Origin of the sequence: Fodinicola feengrottensis, assembly GCF_039530045.1 — a bacterium.
GTDB classification, from domain to species: Bacteria; Actinomycetota; Actinomycetes; order Mycobacteriales; family HKI-0501; genus Fodinicola; species Fodinicola feengrottensis.
The window spans coordinates 149,769-167,812 of sequence record NZ_BAAANY010000030.1; the positions used below are offsets into that span (position 1 = coordinate 149,769).

Below are 18,044 nucleotides of genomic sequence, written 5' to 3' on the forward strand. Positions count from 1 at the left end.
CTCTGACACGGAACCGTCACTGCCCTGACACGGCCTTGCCAGATTGCCGGACAATATGATAACCTGGTCTCACGACAGGCCAAGACTTCAAGGCAGGAAGCATGACGAGTCCGATTGCCGGCCTGGGTGCGAGCATCCAGCGGCAGAGCACCACCGAGCAGGCCGTCGACGCCGTACGGCAGGTCATCCTGTCCGGGCGGCTGCTGCCGGGCATGCCGCTGCGCGAGGTCGCCCTCGCCGCCGAGCTCGGCGTCTCCCGCAGCACCTTGCGCGAAGCCGCACGTACGCTCGAAAGCGAGGGCCTGGTCCGCTACCAAATGAACCGCGGCATCGTCGTCGCGGAAGTCACTGGGTCCGACGTCGCCGACATCTACGCTGCCCGCGCCGCCGTGGAACTGGCCGCAGCCGACGCCCTCACCGAGCACCGGGATCCGGCGGTCTACGCGAGCCTCGCCGACCTGGTCGACCAGATAGAACGTGCCTTCGGCCACGGCAACATCGACACCGTGCTGGACGGTGACCGGCGCTTCCACGCCACCCTGGTCGCGGCCACCGGCAGCCCCCGGCTGCGCCGCTTTCATGGACAGCTCCAGCAAGAGCAGCGCCTCGCCCTGGCACTGGCCGAACGCTCCAGTCGCGAACTCGGCCGTACGGCGGACGACCACCGTCGGCTACTGGACGCGCTGCACGGCAGCCCGGCACAAGCCAGGGCGGAACTCACCACGCACCTGCAAGTAGGCGCCGCCGAATTGCAACGGCTGGTCGATTTGCTCGCGCAACGCCAAAAACTCACCCACCGCAAAGAAGCAGAGACACCCCATGACTGACCACAGCACCGGCGACGCCTGGGATCTGATCGTCTCGCCCTGGCATCTCGACGAGCACATCCCGGCCTTCCCCATCCCCGCCAACACCACCCAGGTCGTACGCCCGACCCTGTCTCCCGGGCCGGTCCCCGTCCGGATGAGCCTGCTGCATCAGGCCACCGTCGATGCGGTGACGCGTACCGCCAGGCCGCTGGTGCTCTCCGGCGACTGCCCTACCGCCAGGGCAGTGGTCGCCGGGCTGCAGCGCCGCCAACCCGACTTGGCCGTGCTCTGGCTGGACGCTCACGGCGACTTCAATACGCCCGCCATATCGACCAGCGGCTACCTCGGCGGCATGGCGATAGCGATGCTGACCGGCCGTACGCCCGAGCTGTTCGACGATGCGCTCGGGTTGCGGCCGGTGGCCGAGACCAGTGTCGTGCTCGCTGACGCCAGGGACCTCGACCCCGCCGAACGCGACGCCCTGGCCGCCAGCCAGGTCCGCCGCGTTCCCGCCGATCCGGCCGCGATCACCGCCGCCCTCGGCGAGCTCGGCCGTACGCCGGTCCACGTGCATCTCGACGTGGACGTCATCGACAGCTCGCAGCTGCCCGACCTGCGCTTTCCGTCCGGCCCAGGGCCCTCCCTCAGCCAGATCGAGGAATGCCTCGCCGCCGCCTGCGGCACCGCTGATGTGGTGGGCGCCAGTATCGCCTGCGCCTGGCTGCCCGACCGCGTCAGCGACCAGACCACCCGCGATGCGATCACTCGGCTCGTCAGAGCACTCGGCGCCGACCTGGTATGGCCCGACCCGGCCGTTCAGCCGCTGTAGTGGAAATAGCCAATCAGATCGGACTGAAGCGAGTCCGTACGCACCAGCGTTCCGGTCTGCAGGGCGTCGATCATTTTCCCGCTGCCGACAAAGACCCCGACGTGATGGGCATTTGACGACGTACCAAAGAAAACCAGGTCACCTGGCACCGCGCTGGCGGCACTGACCTTGTGTAGCTGGTGCATTTGGTCATTCGCGGTGCCACCGCCGAGCACGTCCGAGCCGAAGGCCAGGTCGTACACCCACCGACTGAAACCGGAACAGTCCAGCCCGATGGTGACCTCTGCCGGGCAAGGGCTGATAAAACCGGTGTAGCCGTCGCAGGTGCCGGCGGACGGCTTGGCCGAACCGCCGTGGCCGCCGCCCCACGCGTACGTGATTTGGCCGCCGCGCCAGCCATGTTCGGCCGCGCCGTTCTTGATCGCGGTCGCGTGCTGGACGATCGTACTGGCGCCACCACCGGTCGCGAGACCCGGCGGTGGCGTCGCCATGGTCCGCAGCAACGACTGTTTCGTCGCCGGCCCGACCTCACCGTCGACCGACAGTCCCTGCGCCGACTGATACGTTTTCACCGCGGCCAAGGTGTCCGAGCCGAAATCCCCGTCAACCCCCAACAGCGCGTAATAGCGATTGAGTCGCGTCTGCAGATCGGTGACGCAGCCGTCCTTTTCGCCTTGTTTCAGCACCGATGGGCACGACGGCGAGGAAATGGTGATCGGCGTCGGCGCGGCCACCGCCGCGACCGGTGCTGCCATTGCCCCAAGAGTTGCCGTCAGCACCAACAGCCGAACGAAGTTCTTCCGCATAGCAGACACGACGCCCACCTTTCGCCACCATCCGGCCACTCCGAAAGATGATGACACGAAAGCTGACCAGTTTCATATGGGCGACAATAGATACGTAGTCCGCATTCGGACCGACTTCTCTCGCAACGTCAAAGAGTCCCGTTGTTTTGGTTGGCGCAAGACTGTCTTGCGAACTTCGTCCTTCCACCGCGGACCACCAGCTGCGAGAGTCAAGGGATGGCAACCTATGTGGATCTTGATGGCGTACGCACCTGGTATGAGGAATACGGGACAGGACGGCCGCTCGTTCTGCTGCATCCTGGCGGCTACGGCGCGGCCGCGTTCGAGGTGAATATCGGTCCGCTGGCCGAACATTTTCACATCTATACACCGGAAAGGCGTGGCCATGGAAACACACCGGACGTGGCCGGCCGGTACACATTCGAGCAGGGCGCGCAAGACACCATCGCATTTTTGGAGACGGTGGTCGGCGAGCCGGCGGATCTGATGGGCTGCAGCGATGGCGCCATCGTGGGGTTGCTGACCGCGCTGCGACGGCCCGATCTGGTCGCAAGGTTGGTGTTCGCGGCTGGCGTCTTTCACCGGGACGGCTGGCACGATGGAGTGTTGGACGGCGCGGCCGACGACGACTTTTCGCTGAAGCTACAGCAGATGCACGCCGACGGACCGACAGTGACGGTCCAGGAGCTGGCCGGGCTACCGAACCGGACCCTGGTGCTGCTGGGCGACGACGACGAGGTCCGGCTCGAGCACGCGGTCACCATGTACGAGGCGCTGCCGGCCGGTGAACTCGCGGTGCTCCCCGGCACCTCCCATGGCCTGCTGGTGGAAAAGCCGGCGCTTTGCCACCAGGTCATCCTGGATTTCCTTACCCACGACCCGGTGCCCACGATGGCGCCCATTCGGCGGCGCTGATCAGCGCGGGGCAGCAAGTGCCTCAGCGACGGTGAGGCTGTCCTCGTACACGTGATAGCGCGTGATGAGCCCGTCCTCAACAGTCAGATGCACCGCACACCTCGCCGCGTAGGCACGACCGGTCGCCCGTACGGTTTGCCGGATCTCGCCCAGCACCACCACGTTGTTCCCGTCCACGAGAATGCTGGGCGCCGCCGGTTTTTCCTTCGGCGGCAGGTGAAACGCGTCCAGCGTACGGAAATGGTCGATCACGTCGGCGCGGGTCGAGCGGGACCGAATCCAGGGCACCGCCGGATGCCCCTGCGCCGGCCAGTCGAGCTGCCAGTCAACCGTCGGCGCAAACAGTTCAGCGAGCCCGTCAAGGTCACCTTCGGCCAGCCTGCGCAGAAACTCCTCGACCGTACGCACCGCCGGGTGCACGATCGGGGCGAACTGGTAGTCGCGCCGGATCCGCCCGTTCTCGTCCAGCAGCAGGAAAATCGACCCGGACCAGGCGATGTCACCGCCACCGGCCGGCACCATCTGGGTGGTAAAGGTGACGGCGTCGTGATGTGCCATCACGTCTGCCGCGACCCGGAAAACGAAGCCGCCGCCCGCGACAAACTGTTCGTACGCCTCACGAATGCGGGTCTCCAGTGCCTGATGGCCATGGATTTCGCCGGAGGGCAGGACTTCCACCCCGTCGTCGGCCCACAGGTGAGCGATCGCCTTCCGGCGAGCCGCCGGATCGCCTTCGTTCCAGACTGCGGCGTAACTGTCGACTAGTGCTTTGATGTCCGTTTCAGTTGGCATGAGACAACCGTACGAGCAATGACTGACACCGTCTGTCAGTCATAGTCAGCCTGGATTGCCGACATTCACCGTGACCGGGTGCTGCCCGAGCTGAAAGGCGGCGGTGAGACCGTCCGCGTCAGCGTGGCTGAACTTGCCCTGCACGATCACCTGTCCACCGGTGATCGCGTCCTGAATCATCGGCGCCGACACCACCGTGCCGGCCACCACGATCGCGAGCTCCTGGCCGACCAGCCGGGCGGTGACGTCATCGAATTCCTTCGCGCCGGCGGCGTCCAACGACACTGTCACCTGCCAGTCGCCGGGGCTGTTGGAGGATGCCGCCGACTCGGCGGCGCTGACATGGACGCCGGTCATCGCCACCGGGCCGACCTGGTACGTGTTTTTCCCGTCCAGCGAAGGCAGAACGCTCGCCGCACCGGAGGTGCCGGTGCTCAACACCGGACGGAACTCGACATCGGTGTGGATCGGAGCCAGCGACCGGATTCGCTGCAGGGCCGACTTTTCGGCGAGGGGAACGCCGATGAGCACTCCGTTTGGCCGCGTCGTGTACCGCGCGCTGCCGCCAGCACGTGCGACCAACATCTTGCCGACCTGGTCGCGGGTGTCGCTGGTGGGGTTGCCAGAGACCACAAAACCAGCGGTGGGCCACCCCGCTGGCAGGTTCTGGCCGGGCCCGAGAGTGGTGAGAACGTACAACCCGACAGCGAAAATCAACGCGACCACGAGCAGCGACGGCACCAGGATCAGCAGCAGGACCAACCCGGTGCGGCGCCGCCGCGGCGGCGGTGCGGACAGCGATGCCACCCGATCTCCTCCACTCGACAATGCGCTCTGCGAGGGCGCGTCCCAAGGCCACCCTCGCAGAGCTGTCAAGTCTACTTATGTGGAGGGCACTGCCCAGGTTTGGGCATTGGTTCCGTTGCACGTGTAGATCTGCACCTGGGTGCTGTTGGCGGTGCTGGAATTCGGATCGTCCAGACATTTACCCGATTCCGGGTTGAGCAGCGCGCCGTTGGACTGCGCTCGCCATTGCTGAGCACCACTGCCGTTGCACTCGTAGTGCTGAACCAGACTGCCGTCAGCGGTCCCGCTGTTGGACACATCCAGGCAGCCGCCCTGCGCCTGAATCGTGCCATCGGGCACCATGGCCCACATCTGCGCACCGGTTGAGTTGCAGCCGTAGACCTGGACAGCGGTGGAATTGGCGGTACCGCTGCCGCGAGTGTCCAGGCACAGTCCCGGAATCGCCGAGGTGATCGCACCGGTCTTGTACGGTCGGCCGCTGCCGGCGTACGAAGGCGGCGCCGCGGTGGACCCGCTCGCCCAACTGGTGTTGGCCGAAGTTCCTTCGGTGACAGCGAAAGTGCCGCCGCTGGTCAGCGCCGCGGTGGGCGCGTACGCGTTGTTCCAGGCGGTGCCGTTCCAGGACGCGCTCTGGACGTAAGGCGCGTTGTCCGCCGCCTGCGGTGCGTTGATCGTCAACGTGTTGCCGCTGGGCAGGGTTATCACCGCTTGCGAGAAAAGCGGGCTGCCCAGCGCGAGGTCCGCGGTGCCAGGCGTCTCCGGATACATGCCCAGTGCGGAAAACACGTACCAGGAACTCATCTCGCCGAGGTCGTCGTTGCCGGCGAGGCCGCCCGGCGCGTCGGTCCAGATCTGGTCCTGCACCTGCCGTACGATCCGCTGGGTTTGGTACGGCTGACCGACGTAGTCATATTCCCAGGGAAGGTAAAGGCTCGGCTCGTTGCCGAGATCGGCCTGACTTCCGCCGCTGCCATGGAAACCGGCCAGCACGCTGTTGAGATAGCTGATCATCGCGGCGTTTCCGCCCTTGGCCGCGGTCAGGCCGGCGATGTTGAACGGCACCATCCCGGTGTACTGCCACGACGTGCCCTCGACGAAGTTGTCCGAGCTGGCCGGATTGAACCCGCCGGCCCAGCTACCGGCCGCTGTTTTGCCTTGCATGAAGCCACTGGACGGGTTGAAGGTGTATTGCCAGTCCTGCGCGCGGTTCCGGAAGGTGGTCTGGTTGGCGGTGTCGTGCAGCGCGCCAGCCAACGCAGAGATGGCGAAGTCCGCACTGTTGTATTCGAGCTCAGTGGACACCGCGCCATAGAAGTTGCAGCATGCGTACGCGCCGTCGCTGGCCAGATATCCGGGGCTGTTCAGGTAGTTCAGGCCAGGCCGGATGTTCGTCGGACCCATCGCCTGCTTCACCATGTCGGCCAACGCGGTGGCGGCGTCGAAGTTCGTCGCGCCGAAGGCGTAGTAGTCGGCGAGGATCTCGTCGGCCGGATCACCGACCATCACGTACGACTCTCCGTTGTTCTGCGCCCATTTCGGGAACATCCCGCTCTGCTGGTATTCGTCGATCATCGACTGCGCGATGTCACTGGTCTGGCCCGGCGCGACCAGCGCGGAGAGCTGTGCCTGGCTGCGGTAGATGTCCCAGCCGGAGAAATTGGCGTAGAAGGCCGAGTGTCCGCTGTCCACGGTGTGGGTTTTGTTGTCGAACCCGATGTACTGGCCGTTACTGTCCGAGTAGACGTTCGGGTGCAGCAACGAATGGTAGAGCGCGGTGTAGAAGATCTGCTGTTGCGCGGTCGTGCCGCCACCGACCTGGACGCGATTGAGCAAGGTGTTCCAGGAACTGTGGGTAGCCGTGTGGATCGCGTCGAAGTCCCAGTTCGGATTCTCCGCCGTACGATTGGCCGCCGCGTTCGCGGTCGACACGTACGAGAGGCCGACTTTGGCTTGTACGACGTGATTTCCGGTGGTGTTGAAGGTGACGTAGCCGTTGTTCGGACCAGCCGCGGCCGCCTTCGGGGTGACGCCGGTGCGCGGAAGGGCTCCATGCAGTTTGGATTTGCTCGGTGCCACTGCCGAAGTTTTGGCGATCGCGGTGCCGTTGGTGGTGAAGGGTTGATCGAAGATCATGTCGAAATATGCCGTGTACGTGTTGCCAGCGCCGCAGAAATGACCGGAGGTGACCGATCCCTGCACCTCGTTGGTGCCCACGACCGCCCAACTTGTCGCCGAGTCACCGGTCGCGCCGCCGGTCAGTTTGAAGATCAGGTTGGCCTGGGTGGTGGACGGGAAGGTGAAACGGGCCATGCCACTGCGGGTGGTCGCGGTCAGCTCGGTCTTGATCCCGTTGTTCAGGCCCACCGAATAATAGCCGGCGTTCGCGGATTCGTTGGCGTGCGTGAAAGCGTCGGTGGCGCCGGTGTTGATGCCGCCGGTGGTGGGCAGGATCGGAATGTCACCGTCCGCCGGGCAGCCCGGGCCGGACATGTGGGTCAGGCTGAATCCGGTGATGGACGAGTCGTTGTACTCGTAACCACCGCCGTCTGGCCGGCTCGGCGTGTCCGGACTCCATTGCACCATGCCAAAAGGTGCGTCCGCGCCGGGAAAGTCGTCCGCGCTGTTGGTGGTGCCGATGAACGGGCTCACCACCGAAGCCGGGTCGCTCACCAGCGTCGCCGCCTGCGCGGCCTGGCCGGGAGCGGCGAGCATCGCACCGACGACCGCGGCGCAGGCCGCCGCGATCGACAGTGATCGGAATCCAGATCTGCCTGATGGGATCATGAAACGTCGTCCCTCGCGTCCGGTGCCGGATGGGTTACACGTGCGCGAACATCCACGAGAAAACTCCGGACAAGTCTCCTGTGTCAAGGTCAACCGCGATTACTGGCCGCAATCGGAACGAAAGGTGTGCGGTATCCGTGCTCAGCGGCGGAATGAGCGAACCGCACTCGTACGCCGGTCGAGAATGGCTTGAAGATCCCCTGATCAGGCCGGGCGGCCGTAGACGCTGACCTCGGTGAGATGGAAACTGTTGTTCGCTGAGTCGCTCAACCCGATAATGCGGATATACCGCGCCTGAACCGGCGCGCTGTACGCGTCGCCGGCATCGGTGGCCGGATTCGCGTTCGTCTTGCTGGCGAAAGTGGAGAATGTGGTGCCGTCCGTACTGGATTGCACCTGGTAAGTGTAAAATCGGGTGCCGTCCACATAGTTCCGGACGTTGACCGACGAAACGTTGGTCAGCTGGCCGAGGTCGACCCGCCACCAGGTGCCACCGCTGGCCGGGATCACGCTCCCCCAGTACGGGTCGTTCCCGCGGCTGCCGTCATTGGCCGCGGTGGCCGGGTTTCCCGGCTCGGAAGACAGCGCGGTCACCGGCCTTCCCACGCTCACCAGCGGTTGGTGGCCCCGCACACTGACCTCGCTGAGGTGGAAACTGGTGTTGGCGGAATCGCTCAGTCCGACCACCCGGACATATCTGGCCTCCGCCTGCACAGCGAAGGTCTCGCCGCCGTCGGTGGCCGGACTGGCACCGCTCTTGCCGCCCAGCGCGAAGAAATGTGTGCCGTCGGCACTGCCCAACAGCTGATATGTGTAATACCTGCTGCCGTCGACGTAGTTTCGCACGTTCACTGTGGAAACGTCGGTGAGGATGCCAAGGTCGACCTGCCACCAGGCACCGCCGGTGGGTGGAATCACGCAGCCCCAGTACGGGTCGTTTCCCCGGTTGCCGTCGTTGGCCGCGGTCGGCGGATTGCCGCCCTCCGAGGACTCCGTCGCCACCGGTTTTCCGACGCTCACCACTGGATCGTCGGCCGCGGCTGGCGGCGCGTACGAGCCGATCGTGAGTCCGGAGAACTGGGCGACCCCGAGCCGGCCGGTGTCCGCGTTGGCGGCGCTCATAAACAGGCCGACGTCCTCACTGGGGCTCGTACCGGAGAGGGTCGCCGAACCGACTGTCGTCCAGTTTTTCCCGTCGCTGCCGCACGATCCGGTGAACTGGTCGCCGTCGCGGCCGAGCCGGACATAGACAGCCGGCGCGAAGCCGTCGACCTCGGTGTTGGCATCCAATTGACCGTCACCATTGGTGTCCCAGCTGAAGACACAGCCGTGCGCGGGAGTGACCGCTATGGTGGCGTACCCACCCGATCCAGCGCCGGGGATGTCCGTCTGGGTCATCAGGCCGGCTCGCGCCCATGGCGAGGTGTTGTCCTGCGAAGTCACCAAAGTCTGGGCCGCATGCCCGGTGGCGAGGGTGTCCGGCAGGAAGACCGAACCGTACTCGTTCGTGGCACCCCAGACGTCCGCACCGCCGCCGGCGATGGCGAAATCACTGCCAGACTGGGCAAACCCAGCCCCGTTGGAGGAGAAGGTCTTGTACGTCCCGGAAACACCGCCGGTGACCAGCGCCCTCGTAGTGCCTGATGCGGTGCCCGTGATACCGGCAACGACCCACGACGACTGCGCCGTGAGCGTCGGTACGCTGCCAGCCGCCGCGGTGGCTGGGACCGTCACGTTCCAGGTGGCCGAGAATGTCCCGTTGGCCGCGACCCCGGAGGTGGTGGTCGAAGTGGTCGCGGAGACGGTGTAGCCAGCCGGCGCGGCAAGGGAAAGGTGCACGGTCTGCGTTGCCTGACCACTCTGGTTGGCGAAAACCGCGGTGGCCGGGAAAGTTCCACCGGGCTGCGCCGAAACCGGGTTGGCCGTCACCGTCACTCCGCGGGTCGGATTGTCCGCGGCGACCTGAGTGGCGAGCGCGTACGAGTCTCCCTCCGGCTGGGTCAGATAACGCGGATTGCCACCGTCGTCGTTGGCGAAGGCCTGTGCCATCGCGGTCCAGTCATTCGACGGAACCGCCCCACCAGAGGTCAGCACATGGTCGAGGCCAGCGAAAAAGAGCCGCCAGCGGCTGGCGTAATAGTCGCCCACCAACCCGTTGTCCTCCCGGCGCGCATAGTCGTTCACTCCCGCCGCGCCCGTTGCCCAGATGCTGACCATCGATCGAATGTCGTACCGGAGATTGGCGGCCTCGGCCGGTGAGCCGGCCTCGGCGGTCGCGCCGGCCAGCCAGCTGCCGAACAAGTAGTTGCTGTCGCTGCCCAACAACTGGTCCAGCAGTCGCATGTTCGTCATCCACTGCCCGCTCAGCCGCTCGAAACCGGCGATGTCCTTGGCGTTGTACGCCGACTGGATTTGCGGCAGCAACGTACGACTGCCGTTCGCCATCACCTGTCTGGCCACATCGACCAGGTCGTCTTGATAGGCCGTGGAGTTTCGCAGCGCTGGGGCGACTTGTAGCAGCTGCGGCAGCGCCGCGGCGAAGGCGGCTGGGTCGTACCCGAGTGAATTCAACGGACCGAAGCCGGGCGCCTGCTCGAAATAGCTGGTCGCATCGCGGGGATCGACGGTGATGGAGTAGGCGGTGTTCTCTATCGCCTTCCAGGCCGCCTGCGCATGCGCGTCCACCGCGCCGTACCTCGCGGTGGCGTAGTTGGCGAACCAGGTGTCCACGTCGACCGGCCCGTCCTGCCAGGCCATCTCGGTGAAGAACTCGAAAGCCGCCGGATTGTTGTCGATCGCCTCGGGCATCGCCGCGATGCCGCTCATCACCGTCCCGGATCTTCCCAGCCAGGAGTAAAATCGCTGGTTCCACACCTTGACCATGGCGGCGGTGTTGGTGTGCCCACCGAAGTTCCAAATGGTGCCGAAGGCGTACGGCGTGCCCTTCCAGTCGGAGTCCCGGTTCGGTTCTGGCGCAGAGTCGTCGGAATCACTGTCCAACACCAGGAGCTTGGACTTGTCCACCGCGTTCAACAAGGCGGGGAGGGGGTTGGCGAGCCAGCCGAGGATCGCCCAGATCGCACCGGGATGAGCGGTTTCCAGGGCCTGTTGAATCGACTTCGAAGCACCGCCAATATCAATGCCATCCGGGTCGCCGCCCTCGTGCAGGATATCCATCTTGTACATCGTGCTGGCCCCGAAAAGGGCGGTCTGAGCGGCGTAGAAGGCGGCCGCCACCTGGGCGTAGACCGCGTTGTTCGGATCCAGCCAGTCCGGTCGCGCGAACCCAGCCCAGTCACCCTGCGGCAGCACTCGTGCGCCGGCGTTCTTGGCCGCGAAATTCGGTGGCACCGTGCCGTAATAGCCGGGCAGCACCGGAGTCATGCCCAGGGCCTGCAGCTGGTTGGCGATGTTCTTGGCGAGCCCGGCCCGCTGGTCGATCAGCTGCTGGGACATCGGGCCGCCGACGCAGCATTCGTTCTGCAGCAGCCACCACGGCTGATGTCCAGGCTCCGGGATCCAGCCGCGCAGGTCGTCGGCGGAATAGCCAAACTGCTGGAAAGTCTGCTGGTAGACCGCTTCCTGGCCTTCGTAAACGAGCACTTCGTTGATCCCGTGCAGGGCCAACACGTCGATCCGGTGCTGCCACTGCGGCCAGCTGAGATAGGGATTGGAATAGCCTTCGTTGGTGTCGTTCAACGCAAACCTGTTCGCCACCGACGCGCTGTGGTGGATCGGCTGCGCCGGCAACGGCAGCTGTGCCGGCAGAGTGAGCTGGCTGTCGTCCAACCCGATGTCCGCGTGCGCGACGTACTTCAGATACCACCCGACGCCGGTCAGCTGCACCGCCGGCGTGGTGCCGGAGATGACAACCTGCGTTCCGCTGGCGGAAATGTTGAAGAAGTCTTGGCCGTTGGTTTTGCTGACTGCCTGCAAACTCACCTGGTCGGCATCACTCTGGCCAATGAGTCGTACGAGCGCCTGTTCGGCCGGGGTGGAATCGAAAGGCGCTGCTTTTGCCGTGGTCACAGCCGCCGCGGCAGCGGCCGGCAGTACGGACGCGGCCAGCGCGGCCACCGCAACAGCCGCCCAGACACGGAGTTCGCCCCGCATGGTTCCCCTCTCCAGGGCCGCCGGAATCTTAATGAAGGTATCTTTCGAAAGTTGATTGCGGATCACTGTGGCCGGCCGGCACCAGACCGTCAAGACCGAATCCCGGTCGAGTTGATATTTGTCATCTTCGACGCCCACTGCCAGCGACTTACGCTGGCTGTCATTCATGACAAACCTCATGGGTGGGTGGTGAACGGCCGCACTACCAGCTGCCGGCGCCGACGACCAGCATTGGTCGCAGTGAAAGTTCCCGACGCTGGCAAGGAAAGGTCCATCATGAACGCCCGTACCCCCGCTGTTTCCGAGCAAGACCTGAACCACCCGAGCAGTCTGTCCGCGTTTCGCACCGTGAAGCTGCTGGTGGGCGGCTACCTCGGCCTGAGCGTGCTCACCATGGTGGCCGTCATCCTGCTCCGCGACGACACCTCGGTGGTGACCGACGCGGTCTGGGTCCGCGCCAGCATCGTCACCCTCAGCGCCCTGCTGACGCTGGCGTTCAGCTTCAGCGCGGCACGCGGCTCCCGGCGCGGCTTCCTCCGGCTCCGGCTCGTCTCGGCGATCATGCTGGTCGCCATCGCGGTCATCGTGGCGCTACCAGGCGCCTTCCCGGTGTGGCTGCGGGTCGAGCAGGCCGTCTGCGGGCTGCTGCTGGCCGGCGTGGTCGTACTGGTCAACGGCCGGCACCTGCGGTCGTTGTTCGCCACTCGGTGATTCACGTACCGTGACCGTGATGAACGAAAGCGAGCAGGCGTCAGCCGGATGGCCCTCTGCCGAAGGGCAGCGGTGGGCCGATGGCTGGCGCCGGCTGGCTTTGGCCGCTGGAATGCTTATCTATCCGTGTGTGACGGCGGTCGCGGTCTCGCAGCACTCGAAAGGGCCGGACGCTCTCGCCGGCTATGCGATCGTCGCCGGTTTCAGCTGTTGTTACGTCCTCGCCGTACTCTCCACGGTCGGGCTCGCCTGGCATCGGTTCTGGATCCTGGTCGGCGCGATGGCCGCGTTGTTCGTCGCCGCGCTTCCCTTCGCCCAAGCCGACAGCTTCTTTCTTTTCGCGGTCGTCGTGTCGATGGCTACCGCCCAGCTGAAGCGGCGCCACGCGGCGCCCATCGTGCTGGCCGGCGTGGTCGCGGCACTGCTCGTACCGTGGGCGGTGACCTCCTGGCACAGCGGTCCCGGCTGGTTTCAGGCGGTGACAGTCGTTTTCACCGTGCTGCTCGTCTCCGGGTTCAACGAGACCGCTCGCGCCAACCGGGCGCTGGTCGAGGCGCGCGCCGAGGTCGCCCGGCTGGCGTCCGACGCCGAGCGGAACCGGATCGCGCGGGACCTGCACGACCTGCTCGGCCACTCCCTCACCGCCATCACGGTCAAGAGCGGCCTCGCCCGCCGGCTCGCGGCGACCCAACCGGCCCGGTCGCTGGACGAGATCACCGAGGTCGAGCAGCTGTCCCGGCAGACGCTCGCGGACGTACGCGCCGCCGTGTCCGGCTACCGGGAGGTGACGCTCGCCGGTGAACTCGCTCGCGGCCGCGAGTTGCTCCGCGCGTCCGGCGTCACCGCTGACCTGCCCGGAGCCACCGATGTCGTCGACGGTGCCTATCAGGAGTTGTTCGGTTGGGTCGTACGCGAAGGCCTGACGAACGTCGTACGCCACGCGCGCGCTTCCCGCTGCACGGTCATCCTGTCCGAGGCCGCGGTGGAGGTCCGCGACGACGGCGTCGGCGGCGCGACCCCCGCGGGCAACGGTCTCGCCGGCCTCCGAGAGCGGGTAGCGGCAGCCGGCGGCAGCGTCGAAGCCGGGCCCGTGAGCCCACGCGGCTGGCGGCTGCGGGTGTCCCTGGGACCGGAGGCCGCGTGACCATCAAACTGCTCCTCGCGGACGACCAGGCGCTCGTACGACAGGCGCTGGTCGCCCTGCTGAGCTTGGAAGACGACTTCGAGGTGGTCGCTTCGGTGGGCCGCGGCGACGAAGTCGTCGACGCGGCCCTGCGGGCCCAGCCGGATGTGGCACTGCTCGACATCGAAATGCCCGGTGTCGACGGGCTGGCGGCGGCGGCCATCCTCGCCACCCAGGTGCCGGACTGCAAGGTCGTCATCCTCACCACCTTCGGCCGGGCCGGCTACCTGCGCCGCGCCATGGAAGCCGGCGCCGTCGGTTTCGTGGTGAAGGACGCGCCCGCCGAAGCCCTGGCCGACGCCATCCGCCGGGTCATGCAGGGCCAGCGCGTCGTCGACCCAGCTCTCGCGGTCGCCACCCTCGCGGCCGGCGAGTCCCCGCTCACCGCCCGCGAACGCGACGTACTCATCGCGGCCCGCTCCGGCGACACCGTCGCCCAGATCGCCGCGAAGCTCTACCTCGCCGAGGGCACCGTACGGAACTACCTGTCCGCGGCCACCGCCAAAACCTCCGCCCGCAACCGGATGGAAGCCCTGCGGGTGGCCGACGAGCGCGGCTGGCTGTAGGCCGGCTGGTACGGTCCGCTCGTACCCGCCGCTGGCCGCCGCCTAGGCGCTGCCTAGCCGCCGTCAGTCGCCGAAACGCCGGACGCTAGGCTGGACCAGGTATGTCACGCGCGGTTGGGGCCTCTAGCTCAATAGGCAGAGCAACGGACTTTTAATCCGTGGGTTCGGGGTTCGATCCCCCGGGGGCCCACCACAGGACTCTTACTAGAACCCTGGCCCAGGAGGGTCAGGGCTGGTGGGGTCGAAGATCGTTGAGCAGCGCCGCATCCGGTTTCGGGTGCGGCGTTCTCATCGGCGTCTGGGACACCAACGGCCACCCCGACCCGCCACCTGCCGGACGAATCACCGTCACGTATCCCGCCAGCGGCGGGAAAACAGTCTGGGCAGAACTACAGATAGAGCCTCCGGCGGGCCCCGACCGGTGGCTACCCAAACGCACCCTGCTGCGCCCGCCACCAGGCACCACACCGGCCCTGCTGCCGCCGTACAACTACAACACCCTCCAGCGGCTCCTCGACGGCCTCGTCGGATCTGCACCAAGCATGTCCGCAGCCAAAAGTCACGACGCGCCGTAACCACCCAACCGGGGGTGCACCCCAGAGCCGGCGCCCGGGACTGGACCAACGACTGCTCCAGTCCCGGGCGCTGCCCGCTTCATCCACACTCCCGACGCGACGCCCTCCGCTCGTGTCGCCATACGGGACAACCGCGAGTCGTCCGACCCGGTCGATGCATGAGTCGGCCGGATGGCGCGAGATGGCGGCACGAGGCCGTTAGCGAAGCGTCGTTCGACTCTTGGATTGAACGACTTCCAGTCCTAGAAATGCGGATTCACCAAGAGTAAAGCCCCACCTGTTGCTTCCATATGAAGCATCAGGTGTATGTATCAGCTATTTCCGGCGGCTTCACCATTTTCGAGATCGCACAATGGGAGCCACCTACAACCAGTTCACACTAGAGAATGCGCCAACCGTTCAGCGGCGTCCACATAGTCGAGTGCGCCTGCCGGGCTGATCTGATCGCCTCCCACGTGCGCTACGACGTTCCGAATGCGACGAAGCCCATCCGCGACTCGTACGAGCTGGGGCGCGATTCCGATCTTCAGCAACTCGTCCGTCATCGCCAACGCGCTTGGTTTCAGATCGATGTAGCTAAATTCGCGAATAGTGAGATACATCAGGTTCTCAATCCGATTCCACGCCCTAAGTACTGCTTCTTTCGGGTTTGCGCCTGCAATATCGCGAAGGGTAATGAATTCGTCGGCGACCGGGCCGTCTAGCAGACTGTTTGCAACAGACGGTCGTTGCGTTGATGGCGTCAGGCCTTCGTGGATCTCACGCGCCAATTCACGCGCTAGGTGGTCGAGCGCACGAACGTGGGTGGATACCGCTTGAGTCGCAGGTTCTCGACGCACTGGTTGAGGTGCGGGGACCGGTTCTGGCTGCCATGGTGCGGCTGGCGCGTCGAGCTCAAGCATCTGATACAGCGTGCTGCGTAGTTCCTTGCCGGACTTTATGGCCGCTTCTGGCGTACGGATATTCGTTGTGGCAACCGATGAGCGTGTCGCCGAACGTTTGATGGCTGTCTCCACCTGTCGATGCAGGTCACCTGCTGGATCGAGTTGTTCGCTGGCCGCATGTCGGCCGGCGTTCACCTCGGCCGGGGCGATGTCGGTCGGTGCTTGGCTGGGGACTCGCAAGACTGGATGGCCGAGCGCGGCGGCGTAGGACGTGGCTGAGCCGTGGTCACCGATGACGACATCAGCGGCGACCAGCGTGGCTTGCTGGCCGCCGAGGGGTGGAATAAGGAGCAGCCCACGGTCAAGAGCGCCTCCCAGCCATCTCTCAACCTGGAACGGCCCGTGCCATTCCCACGTATTGGGGTGCGGCACCAAACAAACCTGGTATTCGTCGAATGGCAGCACGGCAAGGAGTCGCTGCACGAGGTCAAAGTGTTCAGCAAACAATGACGATGTTCCCCAGGTGGACGCCACCACCACCAGCTTCTGCATACTGCTAACACCGAGGGTGCGCCGATATGAGGCTCGTTGCGGTAGGCTCGCCACGAGCTGATCGAAGGACGGGTCGCCGTAGATCACTGCCTGGTCAGCGAGGCCTGGCGCCGCCTCTCGTAGACGATCACGGGCAGATTCGTCTGCAAGGACTATGCGGTAGCTGTCATCTAATTGCCGTGCTGCGATCTGCAACTCGAATCCGACGCTCGGAATGAGGAGCACTGGCCCGGCGGGACGATCTGTCCCTGTGGGACCTTCTGGCCACGGGAGGACACTTGTCGTGAGGATTAGGTCAAAGGAATGATACGAGACCTCAGACCACGAAGCGATTATGATGCCTAGCTGACCGAGCGCCTCGCGCAGACTTTGCGAAAACACTGAACTCTTGCTGACGGCGAACACCAGCCGTATTCGATGGTCTGCCTCCATGCACGATAGGAAGCTGCGCAAACGGTCGAAGGATGCAACATTTCCAACCACGACGAGAACGCTTCGTGCTGTCTGCATGGTGCGCCATCTGCGCTCGCTACGCGACACGAACGATGACTCCGTGGCCTTGCGGTCGCTCGTCAACTCGGCCTCGACGACTGTTCGCTTCGCGAGCCACGCCGCAACGTCACCGCCCCACGACCGCACTAAGGCGGCAACCACCTCACGCCCGGGCAGCCGGTCACCCTTGAGTGCTGCGTACAGCGTTGAGCGGGGGATCCCTTCATCGGAGCTGATCTGGGCCACCGTCGGTGCGCCGTCGCCAGCACGGTCATGCAGCCCACGCAGATCCCGCGCGAACGCCGCAAGAGGTCCTGCCTCCGCCTGAAGTGGCCGAGCGCGACGAGTCACGACCACCGCCCTAGTCTCTCGCTTAGTCCTGTATAGTCTCGCACACGATCTCGTCGTGAGGATCGCGCAACAGCGCCGGCAACCGACCTCATGGGTTCAAGGAGCCATACATGTGACCAGCCCGTCCATGTCGAGATCGCTCCTCGTCATCATCGCCGTCCTCATCGGCCTCATCGTTGCCCTGATCGCCGGGATCCTCTCATCCAAGGACGGCGCGAGCCCGGCCGCGGCCAGCATCCGGGGCGCTGTCGCCTTCGCCGGAACGGTCACCCTGATGCTGCTCATCCTGAACGCCCTCGGCGCCCTCTGAAGTCGTACAGCGCGTCGGCGGCTCCCGCGACGCCGGCTTTACACATCTGTCATCGGCGATCTGTGCACAGCAGTTAAGGCGAAAAGTCGATGGCCGCATCAGGACATGAACTGGTTCACTGGTGCGCCGACTGAGCGAGAGAGGTGATGACGGCGTGTCGGACAACGTTGGTCCGCCTGAGTCGTATCAGCACGACCCCGCACAGGTCCCGGCGCTGGCGAAGGTGGTTGACCGGGCGTGTGAGGGCGTCCTGTATCCGCATGAGGTTAGCGCCGCGATCAAACGTCTGGCAGCGGAGCTAGATCCGCCGCCTGACTCTGCCGGCGTAGCCGAACTGGAATGCGCGTTCTACTACCTGCTGAACCCCACCCCAGTGGGTTCAGCTCAACCCGGTGCCTCTTTGGCGCCGTTGGACGGGCAGTCGATATTTCCTCGTCCGCTGCGCGACGCCAACGACGACGTGAAGGCACTGTGGACTGCAGTTGCTGATGCGGTAGCCCAACCGATGATGGCGCTAGCTGAAATTCCCCACTTTTGCTAGATCATTTTCCCCAGTTGGGTGTCG

Annotated in this window: 15 protein-coding genes and 1 tRNA gene; 10 read left to right on the forward strand and 6 right to left on the reverse strand. The window is 65.3% G+C overall.

Features of this window, described 5'->3' with window-relative positions; all coding sequences use genetic code 11:
- The first annotated feature begins 101 nt into the window (after positions 1-101).
- Both ABD301_RS31520 and ABD301_RS31525 read left to right on the forward strand, forming a co-directional pair.
- A complete protein-coding gene (locus ABD301_RS31520; RefSeq protein WP_344313908.1) occupies positions 102-827 on the forward strand; it encodes a GntR family transcriptional regulator in 726 nt (241 codons plus the stop codon).
- The gene (locus ABD301_RS31525) at positions 820-1,638 is read left to right on the forward strand and encodes an arginase family protein (RefSeq protein ID WP_344313909.1); all 819 of its coding nucleotides are present in this window, start codon (positions 820-822) and stop codon (positions 1,636-1,638) included. The genes ABD301_RS31520 and ABD301_RS31525 overlap by 8 nt, the downstream gene beginning before the upstream one ends.
- Here the strand turns inward: ABD301_RS31525 and ABD301_RS31530 are convergent.
- Positions 1,626-2,444 (reverse strand): C40 family peptidase, encoded by an 819-nt coding sequence (locus tag ABD301_RS31530; protein WP_344313927.1) that lies wholly within the window; start codon positions 2,442-2,444, stop codon positions 1,626-1,628. The two genes, ABD301_RS31525 and ABD301_RS31530, sit on opposite strands and share 13 nt — an antisense overlap.
- 216 nt (positions 2,445-2,660) lie before the next feature.
- On the opposite strand from ABD301_RS31530, the gene ABD301_RS31535 reads away from it, so the two are divergent.
- Positions 2,661-3,359, forward strand: coding sequence for an alpha/beta fold hydrolase (locus tag ABD301_RS31535; protein WP_344313910.1), 699 nt, complete (start codon positions 2,661-2,663; stop codon positions 3,357-3,359).
- Here the strand turns inward: ABD301_RS31535 and ABD301_RS31540 are convergent, their stop codons facing one another.
- From ABD301_RS31540 to ABD301_RS31555, 4 genes are all read right to left on the reverse strand, one after another.
- The gene (locus ABD301_RS31540) at positions 3,360-4,151 is read right to left on the reverse strand and encodes a nuclear transport factor 2 family protein (RefSeq protein ID WP_163566932.1); all 792 of its coding nucleotides are present in this window, start codon (positions 4,149-4,151) and stop codon (positions 3,360-3,362) included. It lies immediately after the preceding gene.
- Positions 4,152-4,196: 45 nt separating this feature from the next.
- Positions 4,197-4,958, reverse strand: coding sequence for a SecDF P1 head subdomain-containing protein (locus ABD301_RS31545; protein ID WP_344313911.1), 762 nt, complete (start codon positions 4,956-4,958; stop codon positions 4,197-4,199).
- Positions 4,959-5,033: 75 nt separating this feature from the next.
- The gene (locus ABD301_RS31550; RefSeq protein ID WP_344313913.1) at positions 5,034-7,742 is read right to left on the reverse strand and encodes a lectin; all 2,709 of its coding nucleotides are present in this window, start codon (positions 7,740-7,742) and stop codon (positions 5,034-5,036) included.
- Between the two features lie 204 nt (positions 7,743-7,946).
- The gene (locus ABD301_RS31555) at positions 7,947-11,855 is read right to left on the reverse strand and encodes an alpha-N-acetylglucosaminidase TIM-barrel domain-containing protein (RefSeq protein ID WP_344313914.1); all 3,909 of its coding nucleotides are present in this window, start codon (positions 11,853-11,855) and stop codon (positions 7,947-7,949) included.
- A 276-nt stretch (positions 11,856-12,131) separates the two neighbouring features.
- Here ABD301_RS31555 and ABD301_RS31560 point away from each other — a divergent pair, with 276 nt between their 5' ends.
- The 5 genes from ABD301_RS31560 (at position 12,132) to ABD301_RS31580 (ending at position 14,890) form a co-directional block, all read left to right on the forward strand.
- Complete coding sequence (locus ABD301_RS31560) at positions 12,132-12,566, forward strand: hypothetical protein (RefSeq protein ID WP_344313915.1); 435 nt, start codon at positions 12,132-12,134, stop codon at positions 12,564-12,566.
- 19 nt (positions 12,567-12,585) lie between these two features.
- Positions 12,586-13,710, forward strand: coding sequence for a sensor histidine kinase (locus ABD301_RS31565; RefSeq protein WP_344313916.1), 1,125 nt, complete (start codon positions 12,586-12,588; stop codon positions 13,708-13,710).
- The gene (locus ABD301_RS31570; protein ID WP_344313917.1) at positions 13,707-14,315 is read left to right on the forward strand and encodes a response regulator transcription factor; all 609 of its coding nucleotides are present in this window, start codon (positions 13,707-13,709) and stop codon (positions 14,313-14,315) included. The genes ABD301_RS31565 and ABD301_RS31570 overlap by 4 nt, the downstream gene beginning before the upstream one ends.
- Positions 14,316-14,432: 117 nt before the next feature.
- Positions 14,433-14,508, forward strand: a tRNA-Lys gene (locus tag ABD301_RS31575).
- A gap of 58 nt (positions 14,509-14,566) precedes the next feature.
- Positions 14,567-14,890: a hypothetical protein gene (locus ABD301_RS31580; RefSeq protein ID WP_163566926.1), complete on the forward strand. Its 324-nt coding sequence runs from the start codon at positions 14,567-14,569 to the stop codon at positions 14,888-14,890.
- A 374-nt stretch (positions 14,891-15,264) separates the two neighbouring features.
- On the opposite strand, the gene ABD301_RS31585 is transcribed toward ABD301_RS31580, so the two are convergent.
- Complete coding sequence (locus ABD301_RS31585) at positions 15,265-17,175, reverse strand: hypothetical protein (RefSeq protein WP_344313918.1); 1,911 nt, start codon at positions 17,173-17,175, stop codon at positions 15,265-15,267.
- A gap of 106 nt (positions 17,176-17,281) precedes the next feature.
- On the opposite strand from ABD301_RS31585, the gene ABD301_RS31590 reads away from it, so the two are divergent.
- The gene (locus ABD301_RS31590) at positions 17,282-17,479 is read left to right on the forward strand and encodes a hypothetical protein (protein ID WP_344313920.1); all 198 of its coding nucleotides are present in this window, start codon (positions 17,282-17,284) and stop codon (positions 17,477-17,479) included.
- Between the two features lie 154 nt (positions 17,480-17,633).
- A complete protein-coding gene (locus ABD301_RS31595) occupies positions 17,634-18,020 on the forward strand; it encodes a hypothetical protein (RefSeq protein WP_344313921.1) in 387 nt (128 codons plus the stop codon).
- Positions 18,021-18,044: the final 24 nt, after the last annotated feature.